Origin of the sequence: Enterobacter sp. JMULE2, from assembly GCF_013337145.1 — a bacterium.
GTDB classification, from domain to species: Bacteria; Pseudomonadota; Gammaproteobacteria; order Enterobacterales; family Enterobacteriaceae; genus Enterobacter; species Enterobacter mori.
Genome location: NZ_SGWD01000016.1, coordinates 119,778 through 140,687 on the forward strand (window position 1 = coordinate 119,778; position 20,910 = coordinate 140,687).

The window sequence follows — 20,910 nt, forward strand, 5'->3', positions numbered from 1 at the left end:
ACGATAAATAGATATATTATTTTTAATAACATGAATTAATGTAAACATTGACGGTTATTTACACATCGCAGAATTGACCCTTTCTTCCCGCTGTGCCTTAATATCCGCATCGCCCGGAAGGGTATACCCAGGAAAAACACAGTGAGTCAGGCCACGCGTATGCACAAACGACACCGATTTAACACCCGGATGACCCGCATCATACTGCTCATCAGCTTCCTGTTTTTCTTTGGCCGCTTTGTTTACTCCTCCATCGGCGCCTGGTATCACCACCAGGACAAAATCCAGACGCAGCAAACCAGCCTGACCGTCGAAACGCCCGAACGCTAGCGTTCCGGATGCTGTTGCAGGATCCGAATAATGCCTGAAATCCCTTTGCTAAGGATCTTATCCTGACGCATCACCACAGCCAGATGCCGTTGCAGTACGGGCGAGAGAGAACTGACGCATAATCCTTCACGGTCTGCCTTCTGCTCCACCGCCATTTTCGGCACGATGCTGTAGCCAAGCCCCGAACGCACCATCCGTTTGATAGCCTCAATGCTGCCGAGCTGCATAGCCGGTGCAATCGTTAAGCCACTTGCCTCAAACCAGCCGTCAATCAATGCCCGGGTTCCGCTGCCCGACTCAAAGGCAATCAGCGGTAGCGTATGGAGTGCATCAGGCCTTAAGTCTGTAAACATCGCCTGCTGCGCCTGCGACGCGATAAATACGAATTCTTCTTCCATCACCGGCATCACGTCCAGCGCCCTCCCGCTGACGGGCAGCGTCACCAGTCCCATATCGAGTCGGTTTTCTTCGATAGCGCGAACAATATCGAGCGTATTGCCCGTCGTCACGCCTACACGTAAAAGGGGATAGTCACTGCGCAGTTGCTGCAGCAATGGCGGCAGAAGATGAATACAGGCGGTCGCGCCCGTGCCAAGCGTAATGGTGCCGCTGACGTCGTGATTGAACGCGCTAACGGAACGAAGGGTTTCATCGACTGCCTGTTCAATGCGCTCACCGTGTACCAGCAATGCCTGCCCGGCAGCCGTTGCTTTAATCCCCCGCCCGGTACGCTCCACCAGACGCGTTTGCAGAAACTGCTCCAGCTGGCGTATTTGCAGACTGACGGCGGGCTGGGAAATGCCCAGCACATCCGCCGCCGCTGAAAAGCTGCCTCGCAGGATCACCAGACGGAACGTGGCGAGATAGCCCAGATTAAGCGTCGTCATTCAAAGTTTCTCTTATACCGCGCATAAGGTTGCTGACCTGCCAGCACAATACCGCGCTCGCTATGCTCTGGACAACTGCATAACGGAATGAAAGACGATGGAAACACCTACCCTGCCTCGCCACCTTGCCCTCATGGCGGGATGTAATCAACTCATCAACTGGGGGATCTCGTTTTATATGCCCGGCACTTTAGCGCTGGCGATTTCAGCCGACCGGGGCTGGTCGTCCCCGCAGATTTACCTTGGCCTGACGCTGGCGATGCTGGTGATGGCGGCGGTTTCGCCGTTTGTTGCCCGCCTGCTGGCGCGCTTTGGCGGTCAGAAGGTGGTAATGAGCGGCACGCTGCTGATTGCCGCTAGCTGCGCGGGTATGGCGTATACCCAGACGCTGTCTGGCTGGTACTGCGCCTGGCTACTGTGCGGCGTTGGGATGCGCCTGTCGCTGTACGATGCGCTATTCGCCGCGCTGGTGAATCTCTACGGACAGCAGGCGCGAAGAACAATCTCACGCGTCACGCTGGCGGGCGGACTGGCCTCCGCTATCTTCTGGCCGCTGGGCGATGGTCTGCTTCAGGTGATGAGCTGGCAGGAAGCGCTACACGTCTATGCTCTCTTCGGCCTGCTGAGCGCGACGCTGATTCTCTCGCTTCCCCACCAGCGGTTGACGGTAACCGCGAAAACCACCGCGTCGCTTCAGAGCAATGAACGACGTAACGGCTGGCTTTATGCCGCCTTCATTGCCCTTATCACCTTTGTCTCTAACGGCACCTCTACCCATCTGCCGGAGTTTATCACCCACTTCGGGCTGCCGGTCGCCATCGGCATGCTGTGGGGGATTGGCCAGACGGCTGCTCGCTCGCTGGAAGTGCTGGCGGGTGCCCGCTTAACCCCCTTCAAACTCACGCTTTTCACCGCACTCGCCATGCCCCTCTGCTTTCTGGTTGGGCTAAGCAGTTCCCAGTTTGCCTGGTGCGCAGCCGGGTTTGTGCTGGGTTACGGTGCCATCAACGGGTTGGTAACCATCGTGAAAGCCACGCTGCCGCTGGAGCTGTTTAGCACCGAAAGCTATGCCCGCCGCACCGGCATGCTGCTTATCCCCGGCCAGCTGATGGCGGCAGCCTCACCGTTTGCCTATGCGTGGCTGAATAAAACGCTGGGGATCGCGGGTGCAATGTGGGTTTCAACGGGGCTGACGCTGGTGATTGCCGGGCTGGCGATAGCGATTGTGCGCTGTCCACGCAGGCAAAGTGTATCGCACTGTATCCAGAACCCTGCGCTGACAAACGGGTACAAAACGCCGCCTCCGGCAAATATCTCCGATACATAAAAATGGTTTTCTTTCCCTGTCGCCATTCAGAACCGATGAGGAGAGAACCTGATGATTCGTCGCTATGCACTTATCCCCCTGCTTGTCCTGGCATCTGTAGCCCATGCCCGGGCCACACCGCTGGACAATCTGAGCGCCGCGGACGTTAACGGCCCCGCCGCCGTTGCCCCGCTGGCACAGCCGCAACCGCCCGCAAAACTGATCGTCGATCCGCCGCTTGCCGGGCCGCTAAGCAAAGGCGCGGTGTTTATCCAGTACCGGGCCGAAAACCTGCGCATCGAGCCGGTATTCGGCCCCGACGCGCTCAAGGTCACCCCGCGCATCGGGCACATTCACGTGGTGGTGGACGGCGCGCCGTGGCACTGGGCTGACGCCAGCGGAGAGCCGGTGATCCTGGTGGGGCTGCTCGCCGGTAAGCACAAGGTGACGATTATTCTGGCCGACCCGACGCATAAGCCGCTCGACCACAAAACCCTTGAATTCACCGTCCCGCCCCACGCGGCGGTCCACCATTTTTAAGGAACCCCAGAATGAAAGCACTGACTGTACTGACGGCAGGCCTGCTGGCGCTGTCCGCCAGCGCCTTTGCGCAGAGTAAAACCAGCGTGGTGCTGGTGCACGGCGCCTTTGCCGACGGCAGCAGCTGGAATAAGGTGATTACCCTGTTGCAGAAACAGCACGCAGAGGTCATTGCCGTGCAGCTGCCGCTCACCTCGCTTAAGGATGACGTTGCGGCCACAAAGCGGGCCATCGCCCGTGCGCAGGGTGACGTGGTGCTGGTAGGCCACTCCTGGGGCGGCACCGTGATTAGCGAGGCGGGCAACGATGCACGGGTAAAATCGCTGGTGTATGTGGCGGCGTTCGCGCCGAACTCCGGCCAGTCGACGGCGGATCTGGCAGGAAGCTTCCCCGCGCCGCCGGGCAGCGCAGACATTGCCAAAACGTCGGACGGATATTTATACCTGCCGACGGAAGCCATCAGGAAGGATTTCGCGCCTGACGTGAAACCGGGTGAACAACAGACCATTGCGGCCACGCAGGGGCCAATAAAGGGCGAAGCTTTTGCAGAAAAAGTGACTCACGCCGCGTGGCACAACAAACCAAGCTGGTATGTGGTGAGTCAGAATGACCGGATGATTAACCCGGCGCTTGAACGCGCGATGGCGAAGACGATCCACGCGAAAACCACCGAGGTGGCGGCGAGCCATGTGTCGATGGTGAGCCAGCCGGACGCCATCGCCCGCACGATTGAGCAGGCGAGGCGGATGCGCTGAGGGCAATTCGCCCGGCGGCGCTGCGCTTGCGCGGGCCTACGGTTTCGTAGGTCGGGTAAGCGCAGCGCCACCCGACAAGAAAGGCCGCCTCAGCCGCCCCTCTCCGCGGGATAATCCCGATTAATCCACGCGTGGTCCTCTTCCCAGGTGAACATCCATTTGCGCACCGGACCGGCCATCACGTTGAGGTAGTAGCTGTCATACCCGGCCATCGTCGCCACCGGATGGTAGCCCTTCGGCACCATGACCACATCACGGTTATAGACCGCCATACACTCATCCAGCGTTCTGTCGTCGGTGTAGACGCGCTGCATGCAGAACCCCTGCTCCGGGTTGAGGCGATGGTAGTAGGTCTCCTCCAGATACGTCTCCTGTGGCGGGTTATCCGTGTCGTGCTTGTGACTAGGGTACGAGCTGGTGCAGCCCTCATTGGTCCACACCTCCACCACCAGCAGACTGTCGGCGGGCTTGTCTTCCGGCAAAATGTTGTGCACGTAGCGCTGGTTGTTGCCCTTGCCGCGCGCCTCGCCGTCGATATCCTGCGGGGCAATCAGCCGCGTCGGATACGTGCCTTTGCCCGGCGCGGCGCAGACCGCCAGCTCCAGCTTCGTCAGCGCCTTCACCTGCACCGTCTCTTGCGGGGTGACGTAAACCGCCCACGGCTTGATGCGCTCGAACGGGCTCATACGCTCGCCGATGTCGTTAAACTGCGCGGAAGGCGTGCTGATGGAGGCGCGCCCGGCGACCAGTACCAGGCAGCGCTCTTCGCTGACGGCGGGCAGCGTCAGCGTCTGCCCCTCCTGCAGCTCATACGCCTCAAATCCGACGTACCCCCACCCCGCGCGTTCCGGCGTGACGGACTGGGTGCGCCCCTCCGCATTCGGCTGATGCCAGCGTGATAACAGACGTGACATGTTCCCTCCTCAAATCAGTCCGGCGTCGCGGGCCAGACGGCTCAGGTTGTTATAGCCCAGACGGGCGTAGGTCAGCGGATGGGCTATCGCCGGATCCTGCTCCGCCTCGACCACCAGCCAGCCGTGATAATCCTGCGCCTTCAGCAGCCGCATAATCGGCGGGTAATCGACGCAGCCGTCACCCGGCACGGTAAACACGCCGCTCAGCACCGCATCGAGGAAGCTGGTTTTGCGGTTTTTCACGTCCGCCAGCACGTCGGCGCGCACGTCTTTGCAGTGAACGTGGTTGATGCGCGACGCCCAGCGCTGCGCCACCGCCAGCGGATCGGCCCCGGCAAAGGTCAGATGGCCGGTATCCAGCAGCAATCCAACCGCCTCCCCGGTGTGAGTCATCAGGTTGTCCACGTCCTCGGCGGACTCAATCACCGTGCCCATATGGTGATGGTAGGCAATCTGCACGCCCTGCTGCTGGGTGTAGCGGGCAAATTCGGTGAGCTTCTCGCCATACTCCTTCCAGCACGCCTGCGGGAAGCGCGGGCGCAGATGCACCGGGGTCTGCTGCTCGCCGTGAATGCAGCCGCTCACTTCCGCAAAGACCAGCACCTTCGCCCCCAGCTCGCGCAGCAGCGTCAGGTGGGACTGCACGGCGGCGATCTCCTCCTCCACGCTGCGCTCCAGCAGGCGGCCGGAGTACCAGCCGGAGACCAACTGCAGGTCGTGGCGCTGCAAAATCGGGCCAAGCAGGCGCGCTTCGCGCGGGAACTTATTGCCCAGCTCGAAACCGGCGAAACCGGCCTCTTTCCCTTCGCTCAGACAGGTCTCCAGCGACGTCTCCGCACCGAGAGAAGGCAGATCGTCGTTCGTCCACGTCAGCGGGTTAATGCCTAATTGCACACTCATTGTCGTCTCCATTTATGCGTGTCCGCGCTCGCGCCACCAGGCGATAAGCTGCAGATAGTTGTCCCGGATGCGCGCCACCAGCTGCGCATCGTCAATATCGTGCTTCAGCCACGCGCGGGAGGCATCGCCAAACAGCGTGCGCCCCACGGCGAAGCCTTTTACTACCGTCTGCCCCGCTGCGGCTTTAAAGTCGGCGCGCAGCTGTTCCGCCGGAGCGTCCAGGCCGAGGATCACCACCCCGCGGCAGTGCGGGTCCCGGCGCTCGATAATCTCGCTCAGCGCCGTCCAGCCGTCGGCCGAGAGCGGCGGCAGCTTCCACCAGTCCGGGTAAATGCCGAGGTTGTAGAAGCGGGAGATGGCGCGCAGGTAGAGCTCGTCGCTGCGCGGCATGCTGGCGGGCAGGATCACCTCCAGCAGCAGCTCGTGCCCGGACTGGCAGCAGGCGTGGTACACCTCGGCGATTTTCTGCTCCTGCTCCAGGCGCAGGCCGTGGGCGTCTTCCGGGTGGAAGAAGACCAGGCACTTCACCACGTGCTCCTGCGGCCAGCTGATAAGCTGGGTGCCGATGTTGCCGTGCTCCATCTCCAGCGGCCGGGAGCCCGGCAGCTCAATGGGGCGGCCAATCCACCACCCTTCGCCGGTGATGGCGTTCAGCGCGTCCTGACCAAAGGTACCGTCGCACAGCAGACCGGCTTTGCCCGCCAGCCCGGCACGGCTCGCCGCCTCGCGGCTGGCCTGCAGGATCAGCTGCTTCAGCGCCGGAATGCGCTTAAGCGACGCGCCGCACTGCATCGCCATATCCTCTAGCTGGCTGCGGTGGTCGAAGGCCATCACGCACAGCTCCGGCCATTCGCGGCGGCGGGTGGTCACCCGGTGGAGATGGTTAAGACGCGGGTCGAGATCCGGGCGCGGCACATCCGCAGCGCGGGAGAGATAGTCATCCAGCTCGATTTTGCTCGGCATCGCCGGGGCGCAGCCGTGGCGCGAGACCACCAGCGCGCCGCAGGCGTTAGCGTAGCGGCACGCCTGCTCCCAGCCCTCGTCGTTCAGGTAGCCGCGCAGCAGGCCGGACATAAACGCGTCCCCCGCCCCGAGGACGTTCAGCACCTCCACGCGCACGCCGGTCACCGTCAGGCCGTCGTCCAGCCGGGACGGAATGGCGTCGGTGTAGACCGAGCAGCCGAGCGCGCCGCGTTTACAGACCAGCGTCGCGTCGCTGACGGCGCGCACCTGCCCCAGCGCCTGCAGGGTATCCGTGCTGCCGCCCGCAATGTGAAACTCCTCTTCGGTGCCAACAATAACGTCGAAGAGGTGCAGTACCTCCTGCAGCTCGCGGGTGACCTTATCGGCGGCGATAAAGCGCGTTTCGCCGTCGCCTAAGGCGGTCAACCCCCACAGCACCGGACGATAATCGATGTCCAGCACCGTGCGCACGCCGTGACGGCGGGCATAGCCCAGCGCCGTCAGCACTGCCTCGCGGGTCTGCGGGTGAGAAAGATGCGTCCCGGTGATGGCAAGACAACGGGCGGAGGCAATGTAGCTTTCGTCCACATCGCTGGCGGTAATCGCCATATCCGCGCAGTTATCGCGATAAAAAATCAGAGGAAAGGTGTCCCGGTCTTTAATGCCGAGCAGCACCAGCGCCGTAAGGCGTTGTTTATCGGTAATCAGATGGCGGGTATCGCAGCCCACCTGGTTGAGCTCTTCGCGCAGGAAGCGGCCCATATGTTCATCGCCGACGCGCGCCAGCATCGACGAACGTAAACCCTGACGGGCGGTGCCGTACGCCACGTTGCCGGACGACCCGCCGAGATATTTGGCGAAGCTCGACGCGTCCTCCAGACGGGCACCAATCTGCTGACTGTAGAGGTCTACCGCCACGCGGCCCATGCATATCACATCAAACTGCTTTTCCACGTTGATACCTCTTCAGACAATGTCGTTCACGTTCAGCCAGCGGCCTTCCTGGTGCGAGAGTGCAATCGCGTCCAGCACGCGCGACACCTTCCAGCCCTCTTCGAAGTCCGGCCACATCGGCACGTCGGCGGCAATCCCGTCCACCAGGTCGCGCACCTCCACCGTTTTTTGATCGTTAAAACCAATCCCGTGGCCTGCGCCCATGCAGAACGCGGCGTAGTCCGGGTGTGACGGGCCGACGAGCAGCGTGCGGAACCCCTGACGGTTTACCGGATCGTCATGCAGATAGAGCTTCAGCTCCGCCATGCGTTCCTGGGTAAAACTGATGGCGCCCTTCGTCCCGGTGATGACGTACGACAGCCCCATCTTGCGGCCGCAGGCAACGCGGGAGGTTTCAATCACGCCCTGCGCTCCGCCCGCGAAGCGCACCATCGCGTGGGCCTGATCCTCGTTTTCGACGGCAATCATCTCCGACGAACCGGCTTTCGCCGGGCGTTCCGGGACCACGATCTTCAGGTCGCCGCAGACCTGCTCGATTTCCCCCACCAGGTACTGGGCCATATTGACGATGTGCGCCGCGAGGTCACCCAGCGCCCCCAGCCCGGCGGTCTCTTTAAAGCAGTGCCAGTGAATGGGCGACAGCGGGTCGGCCATATAGTCTTCGTTGTGGGTGCCGTAGAAGTGGATCACCTCGCCAATCTCGCCGCGGGCGATAATTTCCTTCGCCAGCTGCGCCGTCGGGTTTTTCATGTAGTTGAACCCCACCAGCGTTTTCACCCCGGCTCGCTTCGCGGCGTCGACCATCTCGCGCGCGTCGTGGGCGTTAAGCGCCAGCGGCTTCTCCGAGTAGACGTGCTTGCCGTGGCGGATCGCCTCCAGCGCCATCTCTTTATGCAGATGGTTGGGTGAACAAATATCCACCACATCAATGGCAGGGTCGGCCACCAGCGCCCGCCAGTCCCCGGTGGAGCGGTTGAAGCCAAACGCCTGCGCGCGCGCTGCCGCCAGCTCCGGCGTGACTTCCGCCACCATCTCGCGCACCAGCCTGCCGCGCAGGTTGAATACCGTCGGGGCCTGGGCATAGGCGATAGCGTGCGCCTTGCCGATATACCCGGTGCCAATTAATCCAATACGAACCTCTTTCATCGTGATCCTCACAGTGCGCCGCGACGGCTCTTGGCATAGGTATCGAATGCCACCGCCAGAACGATAATTAATCCGGTGATAATCTGCTGGTAGTAGGCCGAGACGTTCATCAGCACCAGGCCGTTAATCAGAATACCCATGATGATGGAGCCGATAATGGTGCCGCCGATGCGCCCGTAGCCGCCCATCAGCGAGGTGCCGCCAATCACCACCGAGGCGATGACGCGCAGCTCAAAGGAGATCCCGGCCACCGCCTCGGCGCTTCCCAGACGCGCGCTCAGGATGAAGCCCGCCAGCCCCGCCAGACAGCCAATCAGCACGTAGACGCTGACCAGCACGCGCTTGACGTTGACCCCCGCCAGGCGCGCCGCCTCCGGGTTGCCGCCGATGGCGTAGACGAAGCGGCCCCAGCGGGTTTTGTGCAGCGCCAGATAACCGCCAATGGCGACGATGGCGAAGATCCAGATCGGAATAGAGATGCCGAGCAGCTCCCCGCGTCCCCACCAGCGGTAGCCAGGGTCGAAACCGGCGATCGGCGCACCGTCGTTAATCACCAGCGTCAGGCCGCGCCAGATGGTCATCCCACCGAGGGTGACGATAAACGGCGGCAGGCGCAGACGGGTCACGCCCAGACCGTGCAGGAAGCCAATCGCCGTGCCCATGGCCAGACAAATCCCCAGCCCGATTAGCCAGCTCATGCCGCCCCAGGCGTTCGGGTCGACGGTGGTGAAGTTGTCGCCCTTGATTACGTATGCCGCGGTCATGGCGCACACCGCCAGAATGGAGCCCACGGAGAGGTCGATCCCGGCGGTCAGAATGACGAAGGTCATCCCCACGGCCATGATCCCGTAGATGGACACTTCGGTCAGGATGTTGAAAATATTGCGTTCAGAGAAAAAGTTGCTGTTCTGCGACTGGAAGAAGATCAGCAGCAGGATCATGAAAATCAGCACCCCGAAGCGCTCGAAGAAGGCGATGGGATCGATGCGTCCGGCGCGTTTGACCGGGGCCTGCGTTTTAGAAATCATCTGCGTCATGAGAAACTCCGTTATGCCGCGTTCAGGGCGTTGTGGTTGATGGCCATCATCGTCATCAGCCGTTCTTCGTTAGCGTCGTCACCGTGGATCACGCCGGTCACCCGGCCTTCGCTGAGGGTGATGATCCGGTCAGACACCGCCATCACTTCAGGCAGATCGGAGGAGATCACGATCACCGCTACGCCCTTTTTCGCCATGTCAAACAGCACCTGGTGCACTTCCGATTTGGTCCCCACGTCGATGCCGCGCGTCGGCTCATCGACGATCAGCACCCGTGGATTAAGCGCCATGCAGCGCGCGAGGATCACTTTTTGCTGGTTGCCGCCGGAGAGCTTGCGCACCTCCTGCGCGCTGTTGACCATTTTGATCTGCAGCGCCTGGCGGTAGGACTCAATCAGATCGTCCTCTTTGCGGGTGTTCACAAACCAGCGCCACTGCAGCAGCGAGGAGAGGCAGGAGAGCGACAGGTTGTCGCGAATCGACAGCCCCAGCACCGCCCCCTCTTTTTTACGATCTTCCGGCACCAGCGCCACACCGTGGTCGAGGGCATACAGCGGATCGCGAGGCTGGTACGGCACGCCGTCCAGCTCAAAGCTCCCCGAGGTAAAGGCATCTGCGCCAAACAGGCAGCGGGCGACTTCGGTACGTCCCGCGCCCACCAGCCCGGCAATGCCCAGGACCTCCCCGGCATGGACGTGGAAGCTGATGTCGTGCAGGGCGATGCCGTGCGGATCCAGCGGCGGCTTTTCGCGGCTCAGTCCCTTCACCGCCAGACGGATGGGTTTATCCTCATGGTGGGTTTCGCTGGCGGGACGGCGGTTAAAGGCCACGTCGCGTCCGACCATCAGGCGAATCAGCTGTTCGACGTTGGTCTCCGCCACCGCGCCGGTACCGGTGAAGCGGCCGTCCTGGAAAACGGTGAAGCGATCGCAGAGCTGGAAAACTTCGTGCAGCCGGTGGGTAACATAGATAATGCTCACGCCGCGGTTTTTAAGCTCCCGCACCACGCGGTGCAGGCTTTCCACCTCGCTATCGCTCAGCGCGGCGGAAGGTTCGTCCATGATGATTAACCGGGCGTTGAGGGTCAGCGCCCGGGCGATCTCCACCATCTGCTGCTGGGCCACGCTCAGACGGGCGACAGGCGTTGTCGGCGCAACGTTCAGCTGCAGGTAATCGAGAATGACCTGCGCCTCCTGGTTAACCGCCCTTTCGTCGACGATCAGGTTACGTTTACGCGGCTCGCGCCCGAGAAACATGTTTTCCGCGACGGTCATGTTGGGCAGCAGGTTAAATTCCTGATAGATGGTAATAATGCCCTTGTTCTGCCGCGCCACCGGGGAGTCGTCCACCGGCAGCGTTTCGCCGTTGAACCAGATATCCCCGCGCGTTTGCGGCTGCGCGCCCGCGAGCGCCTTCAGCAGCGTGGATTTCCCCGCCCCGTTTTCCCCCAGCAGGGCGTGAATTTCTCCGCTGCCGACGGTCAGCTGAGCGCTGCTCAGCGCCCAGACGCCGGAAAAGCTTTTTGCCAGGTCGGTCACTTTCAGTAAGGGTTGCGACATCGGTCTGCTCCTCCTCATGATGAGCCGCCAAAGGCGGCTCGGGACATATTAGTTACCGGCCTCACCGATACGCTCAGCCTGCTGCAGGTTCTCTTTGGTGATCAGCGTCGGCGGGTAGTCGGCCCCGGTGATGGCTTTCTTCTCGCGCACGTTGGCCACCAGCTGGCTCATCGCCGTCTGCACCGCAAAGCCCGGGCGCTGATCCGCCGTCACCGCCAGCCAGCCGTCGCGCACGCGGGCCAACGCTTCCGGCACCGCATCGAAGCCGGTCACGAGGATCTCGCCCGGCTTCACGCCCTGGCTCTGCAGCGCTTCAATCGCGCCCAGCGCCATATCGTCGTTGGCGGAGAGGATCACCTGCGGGCGCTTCGGCAGCGAAGGGAGAACGCTTTCAACAATGCGCATCCCTTCCGAACGCATCCAGTTGCCGGTCTGATCGGCGACGATCTTGTATTTATCCCCGCCCGCCTTCAGGCTGTCGCGGATCCCTTTGGTGCGTTCAATATTGGAAGAGGAGCCCGGCTGACCGGTAAGGAGAATGATGTCCGCGCCGTTGGGGAATTTGGTTTTAACGAAGTCGCCAACCGCCTGGCCGCCCTTGTAGTTGTTGGCACCGAAATGAGGCACTTTCTTCTGGCTATCGACGGAGCGGTCGAGGGTGACGATCGGCAGTTTCGCATCCTGAATTTCATCCACCGCGCTGGAGACCGCGTTCACGTCGTTCGGGGAGACGATAAAGCCCTGCGCCCCGCGAGTGATGGCGTTTTCCAGGTCAGCCACCTGTTTTGGCGAGCTGCCCTGCCCGTCCAGCACCTGAAGCTTCACGCCCATCTCTTTTGCGGCCTTCACCGCCGTGCGCTGCATGTGAACTTCAAACGGCATGGCCAGGTTTGGCGTACTGAAAACAATTTGCTCGTTTTCGGCGAGGGCGGCCCCGGACGTCATGGCGATGAGGGCGGCTACGATCAGTTTTTTCATTATTATGTCTCTCTGTGTAGGGTTGTTGTGTTTAGAGGACGATCTCGCGCTGGCTGCGCAGTGACTCCAGCGCTTTATCCGCAAGGTACAGCGCACGTTCACCATCATCGCCGCTGCAGTCAGGCACCGCTTCGCCGCGCAGGACCGCAACAAAGTGTTCCCATTCCGCGGCGTAAGCGGATTTGTAGCGCTGCAGGAAGAAATGTTCCGGCAGCGCGCTGGTGCAGCCCTGTTTGCCGTAGTGCTGCACCTGGTTTTCAAGGATGTTGCCCGCGCACAGCAGCCCTTCGGAGCCGTGCAACTCCAGGCGCTGGTCGTAGCCGTAAGATGAACGGCGGCTGTTAACGATGGTCGCCATCGCGCCGGAGGCATATTTCAGAACGATAAACGCGGTATCGATATCCCCCGCCTCGCCAATCGCCGGATCCACCAGATTACTGCCCTGGGCATACACCGACACCGGCTCTTCGCCCATGATGAAGCGCGCCATGTCAAAGTCATGAATGGTCATATCGCGGAACATGCCGCCGGAAACGCGTACGTACTCAGCAGGCGGCGGAGACGGGTCGCGGGAGATGATGAGCAGCGATTCCGGTTTGCCGATGCGACCGGCCTGGGCATCGGTTTTCACGCGGCGGAACTGCGGGTCAAAGCGGCGGTTAAAGCCGATGAAAAGCGGCACGTCGTACTCTTTAACCACTTTCAGGCAGTCGCGCACGCGGGCGAGGTCGAGGTGTACCGGCTTTTCACAGAAGATGGCCTTGCCGTGGCGGGCGGCCATTTCAATGAGGTCCGCGTGGGTATCGGTCGCGGAGGCGATCAGCACGGCGTGAACGTTAGGGTCGGTCATCGCCTCATCCAGGCTCTGCTGGCGGGCCTGATACTGCGCGGCGAGACGGGTGGCAAATTCCTGATTCGGGTCAACCACGGACCAGAGCGTGGTCGCGCCGTGGCTGGCGATGTTAGCTGCATGTACCTGGCCAATTCGGCCAGCGCCCAGTAAAGCAATGTTAAACATAACGGCTCCCGGTGTTGGTGAATGCTGTGAACTAACGACTCTATAAATAAAACATTTATTTCATTTTTATAAATAGTGAAAATTATATTTTTGAGTGCGGGTTAACACTTTTGAGATGAATGAGATAAATTTTGTTATCAATCTCACAACATGGGAGGAAGTACAGAAGCGCCCCTCACCCCGGCCCTCTCCCCAAAGGGGCGAGGGAGAAAAGGCCGCACCTAACCATCCCCTCTCCCCTTTGGGGAGAGGGTTAGGGTGAGGGGAAATGAAATGAAAATTTCGTTACGGCAGGAAAACTCAATACTGGCGAGCTTTTTTCACCTGCGCCTGGGTTTGCTCAGCGGCCTCACGCACGGCAGACGACTCTGCCACCTGCGCATCACCGGTTCGCCACCATGAGGCGTAATCGTGGGTCATGGTCTTCGGCAATACCTTGATGTCCAACAGCGTGGGGCCCGGATGCGCGCGTGACTCCTCCAGCGCCGCCAGCAGGCTTTTCTCATCGTTCACCCGCCACGCGCGGCAGCCGTAGCTTTGTGCGTTTTGCGCAAAGTCGACCTTCACCAACGGCCCGTCAAGCCGCCCGGTTTCCGGGTTGCGCCGACGGTTTTCCGTGCCAAAGCTGCCCATGCCGTGCCCCATCTGCAGGTTGTTAATGCAGCCGAAGCTGGCGTTATCAAACAGCAGAACGGTGACCTTAATCCCCTCCTGCACCGCGGTTTGCAGCTCGGAGTGCAGCATCATGTAGGAGCCATCCCCCACCATGGCGTACACCGGCTGTTCGGGTCGGGCGAGCTTCGCGCCGATGGCCGCCGCAATCTCGTAGCCCATGCAGGAGTAGCCGTACTCCAGGTGATAGCTGTCCGGCGTTTTGACCTGCCAGAGGCGCTGTAAATCGCCCGGCAGCGAACCGGCCGCGCCCACCACGATGGCGTTATCTTCAATATGCTGGTTGATCAGCCCCAGCACCCGCGTCTGGGTCAGGCGGGTGTTGAGCGTCTCGCCGTATTCCGCCAGCTGCGCATCCAGGTGCCCCGCCACTTCGGGCGCGTCGTCAGGACGCCACTGGCGATCCCACAGGCGACGGCACTCGTCGCGCCAGGCGGACTTCGCCTCAGCGATCGCCTCTCCCCAGCCGCTGCGATAATCCCCGAGCGCGTGGGTCAATGCCTGGAGCCCGGTTTGGGCATCGGCAATCAGCGCGGTGGCGTCCAGCTTCAGGGCGTCAAACTCGGCCACGTTCAGCAGCAGGAATTCGACGTCCGGGTGGGAAAAGAGCGCCTTGGAGCCGGTAGTAAAGTCGGTCAGGCGCGTGCCGACGCCAATCACTAAGTCAGCCTGTGGCGCGAGCTGGTTGGCGGCCATCCCGCCCGTCACCCCTACGCCGCCAAGGTTAAGTGGGTGGTCACTTACCAGCGCCCCCTTTCCGGCCTGGGTTTCGGCAAACGGCAGCTGCAGCGTCTCGACAAATTCGCGAAATGCCTCATGCGCGCCGGAATAGCGCACGCCGCCGCCGCACACCACCAGCGGACGACGCTTGCGAGCGATCAGCGCCCGCGCTTGCGCCAGACGCTGCGGATCGGGCGGACGGCGCTCGATGTGGTGCACGCGACGCGCGAAGAAGCTCAGCGGGTAATCCCAGGCTTCTCCCTGCACGTCCTGCGGCAGGCAAATGGTCACCGCGCCGGTATTCGCGGGGTCAGTAAGCGTTCGCATCGCGCTTAGCATCGCGCTCATCAGTTGCTCGGGGCGGTTAATCCGGTCCCAGTAGCGGGAGACCGGACGGAAGCAGTCGTTGGTGCTGATGCTGAGATCGTGATACTGCTCGATCTGCTGCAGCACCGGGTCCGGCTGGCGGCTGGCGTAAATATCGCCCGGCAGCAGCAGCAGCGGGATACGGTTCGCCGTGGCGGTGGCCGCGGCGGTTACCATATTGGCGGCACCCGGCCCGACGGAGGAGGTGACGGCAAAAATGCGCTGACGGCGGTGCTGTTTGGCGAATCCCGTCGCCATATGGGCGATACCCTGCTCGTTGCAGCCCTGCATCACCTGCAGATGGCCCGGATCCTGCTCCAGCGCCTGGCCGATACCTAGCACGTTGCCGTGCCCAAAGATGGTGGCGACGCCCTCCACGAAGGGCGTTTCGTTGCCATCCACGCTGACGTACTGTTGATTCAGGAACCGGACCAGCGCCTGGGCCATGGTCATACGTTCGGTTTGCATAAAACCTCCTGTCAGCCCAGCGTTGGCATGGAGAACGCAGCGCCTGTCTCCTGCTGCATTTCCGGCCAGCGTGCGGTGATGGTTTTCATTCGGGTGTAGAAGCGCACGCCGTCGCTGCCGTGGACGTTGAGCGCGCCAAAAATAGAGCGCTTCCAGCCGCCGAAGCTGTGGAACGCCATCGGCACCGGGATCGGCACGTTAACGCCCACCATGCCCGCCTGCACCTCTTCGCAGAAGCGGCGCGCGCAGCCGCCGTCGCGGGTGAAGATCGCCGAGCCATTACCATATTCATGGCGGTTAATCAGATCCACCGCGCTGGCGTAATCTGCTACGCGCACCACAGAAAGCACCGGGCCGAAAATTTCTTCTTTATAGATGGTCATCTCCGGGGTGACGTTATCGAACAGCGTCGGCCCGACGAAGTAGCCCTGCTCGTGGCCCTTCACGCTGAAGCCGCGACCGTCCACGCGAAGTTTCGCTCCCTGCGCTTCCCCGCTGTCGATATAGCCCAGCACCTTGCTGCGGTGCGCGGAGGAGATAAGCGGCCCCATTTCGTTTTCCGGCGACTGGTCCAGGCCCGGCCCGACGCGCAGCGCGGCAATCTGTTTTTCCAGCCGGGCGCAGAGGTCATCGGCAGTTTTATCCCCCACCGCCAGCACCACCGAGAGCGCCATGCAGCGCTCGCCCGCCGCGCCGTAGGCCGCGCCCATGATGGCGTTGGTCGCCATCTCCATATCAGCGTCCGGCATTAAAATGCAGTGGTTTTTCGCACCGCCCAGCGCCTGACAGCGCTTGCCGAGGGCGGACGCGGTCTGGTAAATGTATTCCGCAATCGGCGTGGAGCCGACAAAGCTCACCGCCTGCACGCGCGGGTCGGTCAGGAGCACGTCAACGGACTCCTTATCGCCCTGCACCACGTTGAACACGCCGTCGGGCAGGCCAGCCTCTTTCAGCAGCTGCGCGAGCGCCAGCGCGAGCGAAGGATCTTTTTCCGACGGCTTCAGCACGAAGGTGTTGCCGGTCGCCAGCGCAATCGGGAACATCCACATTGGCACCATCGCCGGGAAGTTAAACGGCGTGATCCCGACGCAAACGCCGAGCGGCTGCATCAGCGAGTGGCTGTCGACGCCGGTACCGACGTTCGCCGAGTGTTCGCCCTTTTGCAGGTGCGGGATGCCGCAGGCAAACTCCACCACTTCCAGGCCGCGCGTCAGTTCGCCCACCGCGTCGGAGAAGACCTTGCCGTGCTCTTCGCTGATGATGCGGGCCAGGCGATCCATATTCTCTTCCAGCAGCGCCTTGAAGCGGAACATCACGCGCGCGCGCTTAAGCGGAGCATGGCGCGCCCACGCCGGAAACGCCTGCTGCGCGGCGGCAATCGCCTGTTCGGTTTCCTGCGCCGTACTCATCACCACCTGGCGGATCTGCTCGCCGGTGGCCGGGTTGAAGATCGCCTGAACGCGCTGGCCTGAACCGGTGACACATTCGCCGTGAATAAAATTCGCTACCGTCTCCATCCTTAACCTCTCGCTGTTGATACGTGACTGTGACCTGAACACTGTGTACTGAACACTATATATGAAACAAATATTCCATTTTAAGTTGAAATAAAATAAATGATGATTATTGTGATCAAGGATGGATTTTTATGTTAACAGCCAACAACACTGACGCCGCGTGCGCTATTAAGGAATTTCGGGCGAGGAAATGACTGAAGTTTCTGTTTCATTTTTGCTGCCAGATGGATGGCCGACATTTAAAAGACGCGGTTTTGCGTTTAGAATCATAAGACTGTATTTGGGGGATAAGATGACGACAGCAACCAGCCTGAACGAACTGCAGCAGCAAATCCGCGATCGCTACGATAGCCTGAGCAAGAGACTGCAGCAGGTCTCCCGCTACGTGCTGGATAACACCAACAGCGTGGCCTTTGATACGGTTGCCGTTATTGCCGAGCGCGCCGACGTGCCGCCCTCGACGCTGATCCGCTTTGCCAACGCCTTTGACTTCACCGGCTTCAACGAAATGAAACAGCTGTTTCGCATGAACCTGGTGGAGGAGACCGCCAGCTACAGCGACCGCGCCAGGCTGTTCCGCGAGATGGAGAGCGAGGCCGTGCCGGAAACGCCGCTCGATATCCTGCAGGAGTTTGCCCGTTCAAACGCGCAGGCGCTACAGCAGCTGGCCGCCCGCGCCGAACCGGAGATGCTGGAGCGCGCGGTACAGCTGCTGGCCGACGCCGACACCATCTACATTGCCGGACTGCGCCGCTCCTTTAGCGTCGCCGCGTATCTCACCTACGCCCTGAGCCACCTCGAATGTCGCCCTATCCTACTCGACGGCATGGGCGGCATGCTGCGCGAGCAGATCAGCCGCATTAAGGCGCGCGACATCGTGGTGTCGATCAGCTTCTCGCCGTACGCGGAAGAGACGGTGATGGTCAGCGAAACCGCCGCCAGCGTCGGCGCGCGGCAGATTGTGATTACGGACAGCCAGATTAGCCCGCTGGCGACGTTCAGCGATCTCTGCTTTGTGGTGAAAGAGGCGCAGGTGGACGCGTTCCGGTCTCAGTCGGCGACGCTGTGCCTGGTGCAGTCGCTGGTGGTGGCGCTGGCGTATCGGTTGGGTGGCGGGAAGTAAGGAAATAAAAAACCCCCTGCACAGGCAGAGGGTTTGGGTGTTAATTCAGACGGGGATTATTCCCACTCAATTATCAATGAAAGTAAAATAAATTTAAATAACAGTTAGTTACAAAGCATATCTTTCTCGATACCATAACCTATACCATGCGGAGATTTTTTTTTTTTCTGCTCATCGACGTTTATTCAGCTCAGGATCATGCTGAGAAGACTCTCGCATAACATGAGTTCAATCATTAATTAAACATAAAAAAATCAGCCACTTACACAATATATGCACAACATCCATTTGAACTCCTTAGCAGATTCTAGCCACCCGTGCTGGCACATTTTACCGACCATGACATCTCTTGTATTTCATGCCACTACCGCATGGACAAGGGACATTACGGCCAATCTTTTTGCTCTTGCGACCAAGGGGGGCTTGTTTTTCCTGTTGGAGATTGACCGTACGTGAAGGATTGGTCATTCTCGCCGCGTCTTCATAAATGTGGACGTTTTCTGCCGTTTGCTCTGTCGGTATGTAAACTTTGAAAGACCGCGCCTGGACATAAGTACCATCGGCACTTACTTCAGCCACCACGCCAATGATGTTAGTAGCCTTGACGCTCAACGCACCTGCGCTGGCCTTATTGTTCACCTTAGTCCAGTCAATTGGATGGCCATGCCGTTGAAGCCACACGAAGAGCGGCACACCGTCCCTGCCCAGAACAAAGTAACGAACAGGATGCTGAATCAGTGTCTTGCGAAGATCGGTCAGCATCTTGGCCAGATTATTCCGACCTTGCTCTCCTAGGTCACGGATATGACTCTCTGCTGAAAGCCAGCCGCTAGCTCGGGTGCTATCGAGTGCTCCAAGCAGCTTCAGAACCTCCTCCGGGAACTTCTGACTTGGGAACGGTTTATTTTCCCACTCTTCACCTTCGAAGGTCCTGTCAACGATGTCACTCATGCCATCCCAGACAAGCATGTTCGCTTTCTCTTCCTTCAGCTGCTCGATAATATCCTGATCGAAACGATTCTTCTTAAGATAAGCACCCAAGTGATCGAACTCGTCGAAGAGATGAGCTCCACGTATCCCAGCCACAGCTTGCCGCACTTCCATGTAGTGCATGAACTCGCCAGGCGTGGGTAGGAGTCGCTTGAGCACAAACAAATCGTCGATGGACAGTGAAATAAAAGCATACTTTCCAAGTAGAGGCTCAACCTGCGGTAGCTCCTTACAATACGTGGAAAAAGGCGCGAACGACTCGACGGTTAAACCGATAGGAACCATCACCCGGTAGTCAGAGCGACGCACACGGCAACACTCTTCGTATTTGCCATCCACGAGGTGATAGAGGGACACTTCATCCGCCGAATTCATATAATTGAAGAAGCGCGCACATTGTTTATATGCCTTGAGTACTAAGTCCTGCACTGATTGAGCATGGCGGCCAAAATCAAGCGCCGGTGATGCAATGGTGGCAGCTGCACCAGCCTTAGCCTCAACTAGTAACAGCACATCATCGACCAGGATTAGAGTATCGTTTTCGGACCACTGCTTACTGTCAGGATCCTTGTAGTAAACCTCCTGGAGAACTGTGGCTCCCGGAAGCTGGGCATAGAGAATGTCGGCAAAGGCTGCTTCGCTCATCATTTTCTGCCGATCTTTAAAGGCCTTATTGTAATCCGGCTTTCGCTGAAGGAGGTTAAATAGGAGCGCACGATACCCCGCATCGCGAGCAAAACAGGGATCTACTGCGTAGTAGTCCGACCCAAGCTGAATTAGAGGTTTCTTACGTGCTGGCAGTGTCCGAAAGGGTGTCCCCTTAAAATCACCCGCGGCGAAGAACTCAGTGTCTTCTCCTCGCTGGTATGACAAGTCTGCTAACAATGTCGGTGGCAACTCCGTGTGACGGCTTACATTGGCAATACCACCGCGAAGCATATCCTCCATCGCCCCTCGTGCCGCTTTGGACTGCTCCTCATGTTCAGCAACCCATGACTCCATAGCATCTTCCATAGACTTACCTTGCTCTATCGAAAAGGCCTTTGCCGCCTCAAACTGCTTCTTCATCTCCATAATTGCGTTCGCGTGCCCGGTACGAGTGGCGTCGGCCATAGCCTGAAAGCCTTCTGCAATATCGGTTGCACCAACACCATACACCTCCTCCAAAACATCATTGTGAGGTGCCAAAACGTATCGATAAAACTCGCCTTCCAAAACTTGATAACGATTTCCACGGATCAAGACCCACGTGGATTTCGCACGGAACTCAATGTCGGCCGTGTTAGGTCCAAAGGTGCCATCTTTTGTACCAACGGAAGTGACCATAGCAAAGAATATGGCCTGTTCTCTTAGTTTTCGGCTAAGTTCAAACAGCTCAGCGCACCGTGCTTCGTCTAATTCCATCTCCGCAGGTGAGGCATCAGATGCCAGAACAGCGTGAACATACTCAAGTAAGAACTGGGTTTCATTAAACACGTCATCGGGACCATCCTCTTGAACTTGCTTTTCGCCCTCAATTTGGTTTCCCATTATTTTCATCATGTGCTGAGCGTAAATGTACCCGAGCAAATCATGCGGAGGCATTTTGACAATCAACTCGCGCATTCGGGCAGAAGTGAATTCCATATCCTTCAATAAAGAAGCAGCGCCTCTTTTTCGATCTTCTTCCATATTCATTCTTTTTCACCCTGTTTTGAACTACTGATCTTTCGAGCTCTATTATGCCCACTCGTCAATCATATCAGCTCAGTTCTACATCTTGGCTTT

17 protein-coding genes are annotated in these 20,910 nt (G+C 59.7%); 5 read left to right on the top strand and 12 right to left on the bottom strand.

Features of this window, described 5'->3' with window-relative positions:
- The first annotated feature begins 141 nt into the window (after window positions 1-141).
- Window positions 142-330 (top strand): YfgG family protein, encoded by a 189-nt coding sequence (locus EXW94_RS20615; RefSeq protein ID WP_174340889.1) that lies wholly within the window; start codon window positions 142-144, stop codon window positions 328-330.
- Here EXW94_RS20615 and EXW94_RS20620 read toward each other — a convergent pair.
- The gene (locus EXW94_RS20620; protein ID WP_174340890.1) at window positions 327-1,217 is read right to left on the bottom strand and encodes a LysR family transcriptional regulator; all 891 of its coding nucleotides are present in this window, start codon (window positions 1,215-1,217) and stop codon (window positions 327-329) included. The two genes, EXW94_RS20615 and EXW94_RS20620, sit on opposite strands and share 4 nt — an antisense overlap.
- 97 nt (window positions 1,218-1,314) lie before the next feature.
- Between EXW94_RS20620 and EXW94_RS20625 the strand changes: the two genes are divergently transcribed.
- The 3 genes from EXW94_RS20625 to EXW94_RS20635 are packed head-to-tail and all read left to right on the top strand — an operon-like array spanning window position 1,315 to window position 3,818.
- The gene (locus EXW94_RS20625) at window positions 1,315-2,544 is read left to right on the top strand and encodes an MFS transporter (RefSeq protein WP_174340891.1); all 1,230 of its coding nucleotides are present in this window, start codon (window positions 1,315-1,317) and stop codon (window positions 2,542-2,544) included.
- A 51-nt stretch (window positions 2,545-2,595) separates the two neighbouring features.
- The gene (locus tag EXW94_RS20630) at window positions 2,596-3,063 is read left to right on the top strand and encodes a DUF6130 family protein (RefSeq protein ID WP_174340892.1); all 468 of its coding nucleotides are present in this window, start codon (window positions 2,596-2,598) and stop codon (window positions 3,061-3,063) included.
- 11 nt (window positions 3,064-3,074) lie between these two features.
- Complete coding sequence (locus tag EXW94_RS20635; protein ID WP_174340893.1) at window positions 3,075-3,818, top strand: alpha/beta fold hydrolase; 744 nt, start codon at window positions 3,075-3,077, stop codon at window positions 3,816-3,818.
- Between the two features lie 89 nt (window positions 3,819-3,907).
- Here the strand turns inward: EXW94_RS20635 and iolB are convergent, their stop codons facing one another.
- From iolB to EXW94_RS20685, 10 genes are all read right to left on the bottom strand, one after another.
- On the bottom strand, window positions 3,908-4,732 hold the full coding sequence (iolB, locus tag EXW94_RS20640) for a 5-deoxy-glucuronate isomerase (protein WP_174340894.1): 825 nt from the start codon (window positions 4,730-4,732) through the stop codon (window positions 3,908-3,910).
- 9 nt (window positions 4,733-4,741) lie between these two features.
- Window positions 4,742-5,632: a myo-inosose-2 dehydratase gene (iolE, locus tag EXW94_RS20645; protein ID WP_174340895.1), complete on the bottom strand. Its 891-nt coding sequence runs from the start codon at window positions 5,630-5,632 to the stop codon at window positions 4,742-4,744.
- A 12-nt stretch (window positions 5,633-5,644) separates the two neighbouring features.
- Window positions 5,645-7,549 (bottom strand): 5-dehydro-2-deoxygluconokinase, encoded by a 1,905-nt coding sequence (gene iolC / locus EXW94_RS20650; protein ID WP_174340896.1) that lies wholly within the window; start codon window positions 7,547-7,549, stop codon window positions 5,645-5,647.
- Window positions 7,550-7,561: 12 nt separating this feature from the next.
- A complete protein-coding gene (locus EXW94_RS20655) occupies window positions 7,562-8,695 on the bottom strand; it encodes a Gfo/Idh/MocA family protein (RefSeq protein WP_174340897.1) in 1,134 nt (377 codons plus the stop codon).
- Between the two features lie 8 nt (window positions 8,696-8,703).
- Entirely contained in the window at window positions 8,704-9,732 is a 1,029-nt protein-coding gene (locus EXW94_RS20660; RefSeq protein WP_010433895.1) for an ABC transporter permease, read from the bottom strand.
- Between the two features lie 11 nt (window positions 9,733-9,743).
- A complete protein-coding gene (locus EXW94_RS20665; RefSeq protein ID WP_174340898.1) occupies window positions 9,744-11,291 on the bottom strand; it encodes a sugar ABC transporter ATP-binding protein in 1,548 nt (515 codons plus the stop codon).
- A gap of 48 nt (window positions 11,292-11,339) precedes the next feature.
- Window positions 11,340-12,269 carry a sugar ABC transporter substrate-binding protein gene (locus EXW94_RS20670; protein ID WP_023333011.1) on the bottom strand — a complete coding sequence of 310 codons (930 nt, stop codon included), beginning with the start codon at window positions 12,267-12,269 and terminating at the stop codon, window positions 11,340-11,342.
- Between the two features lie 31 nt (window positions 12,270-12,300).
- The gene (gene iolG, locus EXW94_RS20675; RefSeq protein WP_042715811.1) at window positions 12,301-13,287 is read right to left on the bottom strand and encodes an inositol 2-dehydrogenase; all 987 of its coding nucleotides are present in this window, start codon (window positions 13,285-13,287) and stop codon (window positions 12,301-12,303) included.
- A gap of 300 nt (window positions 13,288-13,587) precedes the next feature.
- Window positions 13,588-15,513 carry a 3D-(3,5/4)-trihydroxycyclohexane-1,2-dione acylhydrolase (decyclizing) gene (gene iolD / locus EXW94_RS20680; protein ID WP_174340899.1) on the bottom strand — a complete coding sequence of 642 codons (1,926 nt, stop codon included), beginning with the start codon at window positions 15,511-15,513 and terminating at the stop codon, window positions 13,588-13,590.
- An 11-nt stretch (window positions 15,514-15,524) separates the two neighbouring features.
- Window positions 15,525-17,030: a CoA-acylating methylmalonate-semialdehyde dehydrogenase gene (locus EXW94_RS20685; protein WP_174340900.1), complete on the bottom strand. Its 1,506-nt coding sequence runs from the start codon at window positions 17,028-17,030 to the stop codon at window positions 15,525-15,527.
- A 292-nt stretch (window positions 17,031-17,322) separates the two neighbouring features.
- Here EXW94_RS20685 and EXW94_RS20690 point away from each other — a divergent pair, with 292 nt between their 5' ends.
- On the top strand, window positions 17,323-18,153 hold the full coding sequence (locus tag EXW94_RS20690; protein ID WP_045371069.1) for a MurR/RpiR family transcriptional regulator: 831 nt from the start codon (window positions 17,323-17,325) through the stop codon (window positions 18,151-18,153).
- Window positions 18,154-18,483: 330 nt separating this feature from the next.
- On the opposite strand, the gene EXW94_RS20695 is transcribed toward EXW94_RS20690, so the two are convergent.
- Window positions 18,484-20,820: a YecA family protein gene (locus tag EXW94_RS20695; RefSeq protein ID WP_174340901.1), complete on the bottom strand. Its 2,337-nt coding sequence runs from the start codon at window positions 20,818-20,820 to the stop codon at window positions 18,484-18,486.
- Between the last annotated feature and the right edge of the window lie 90 nt (window positions 20,821-20,910).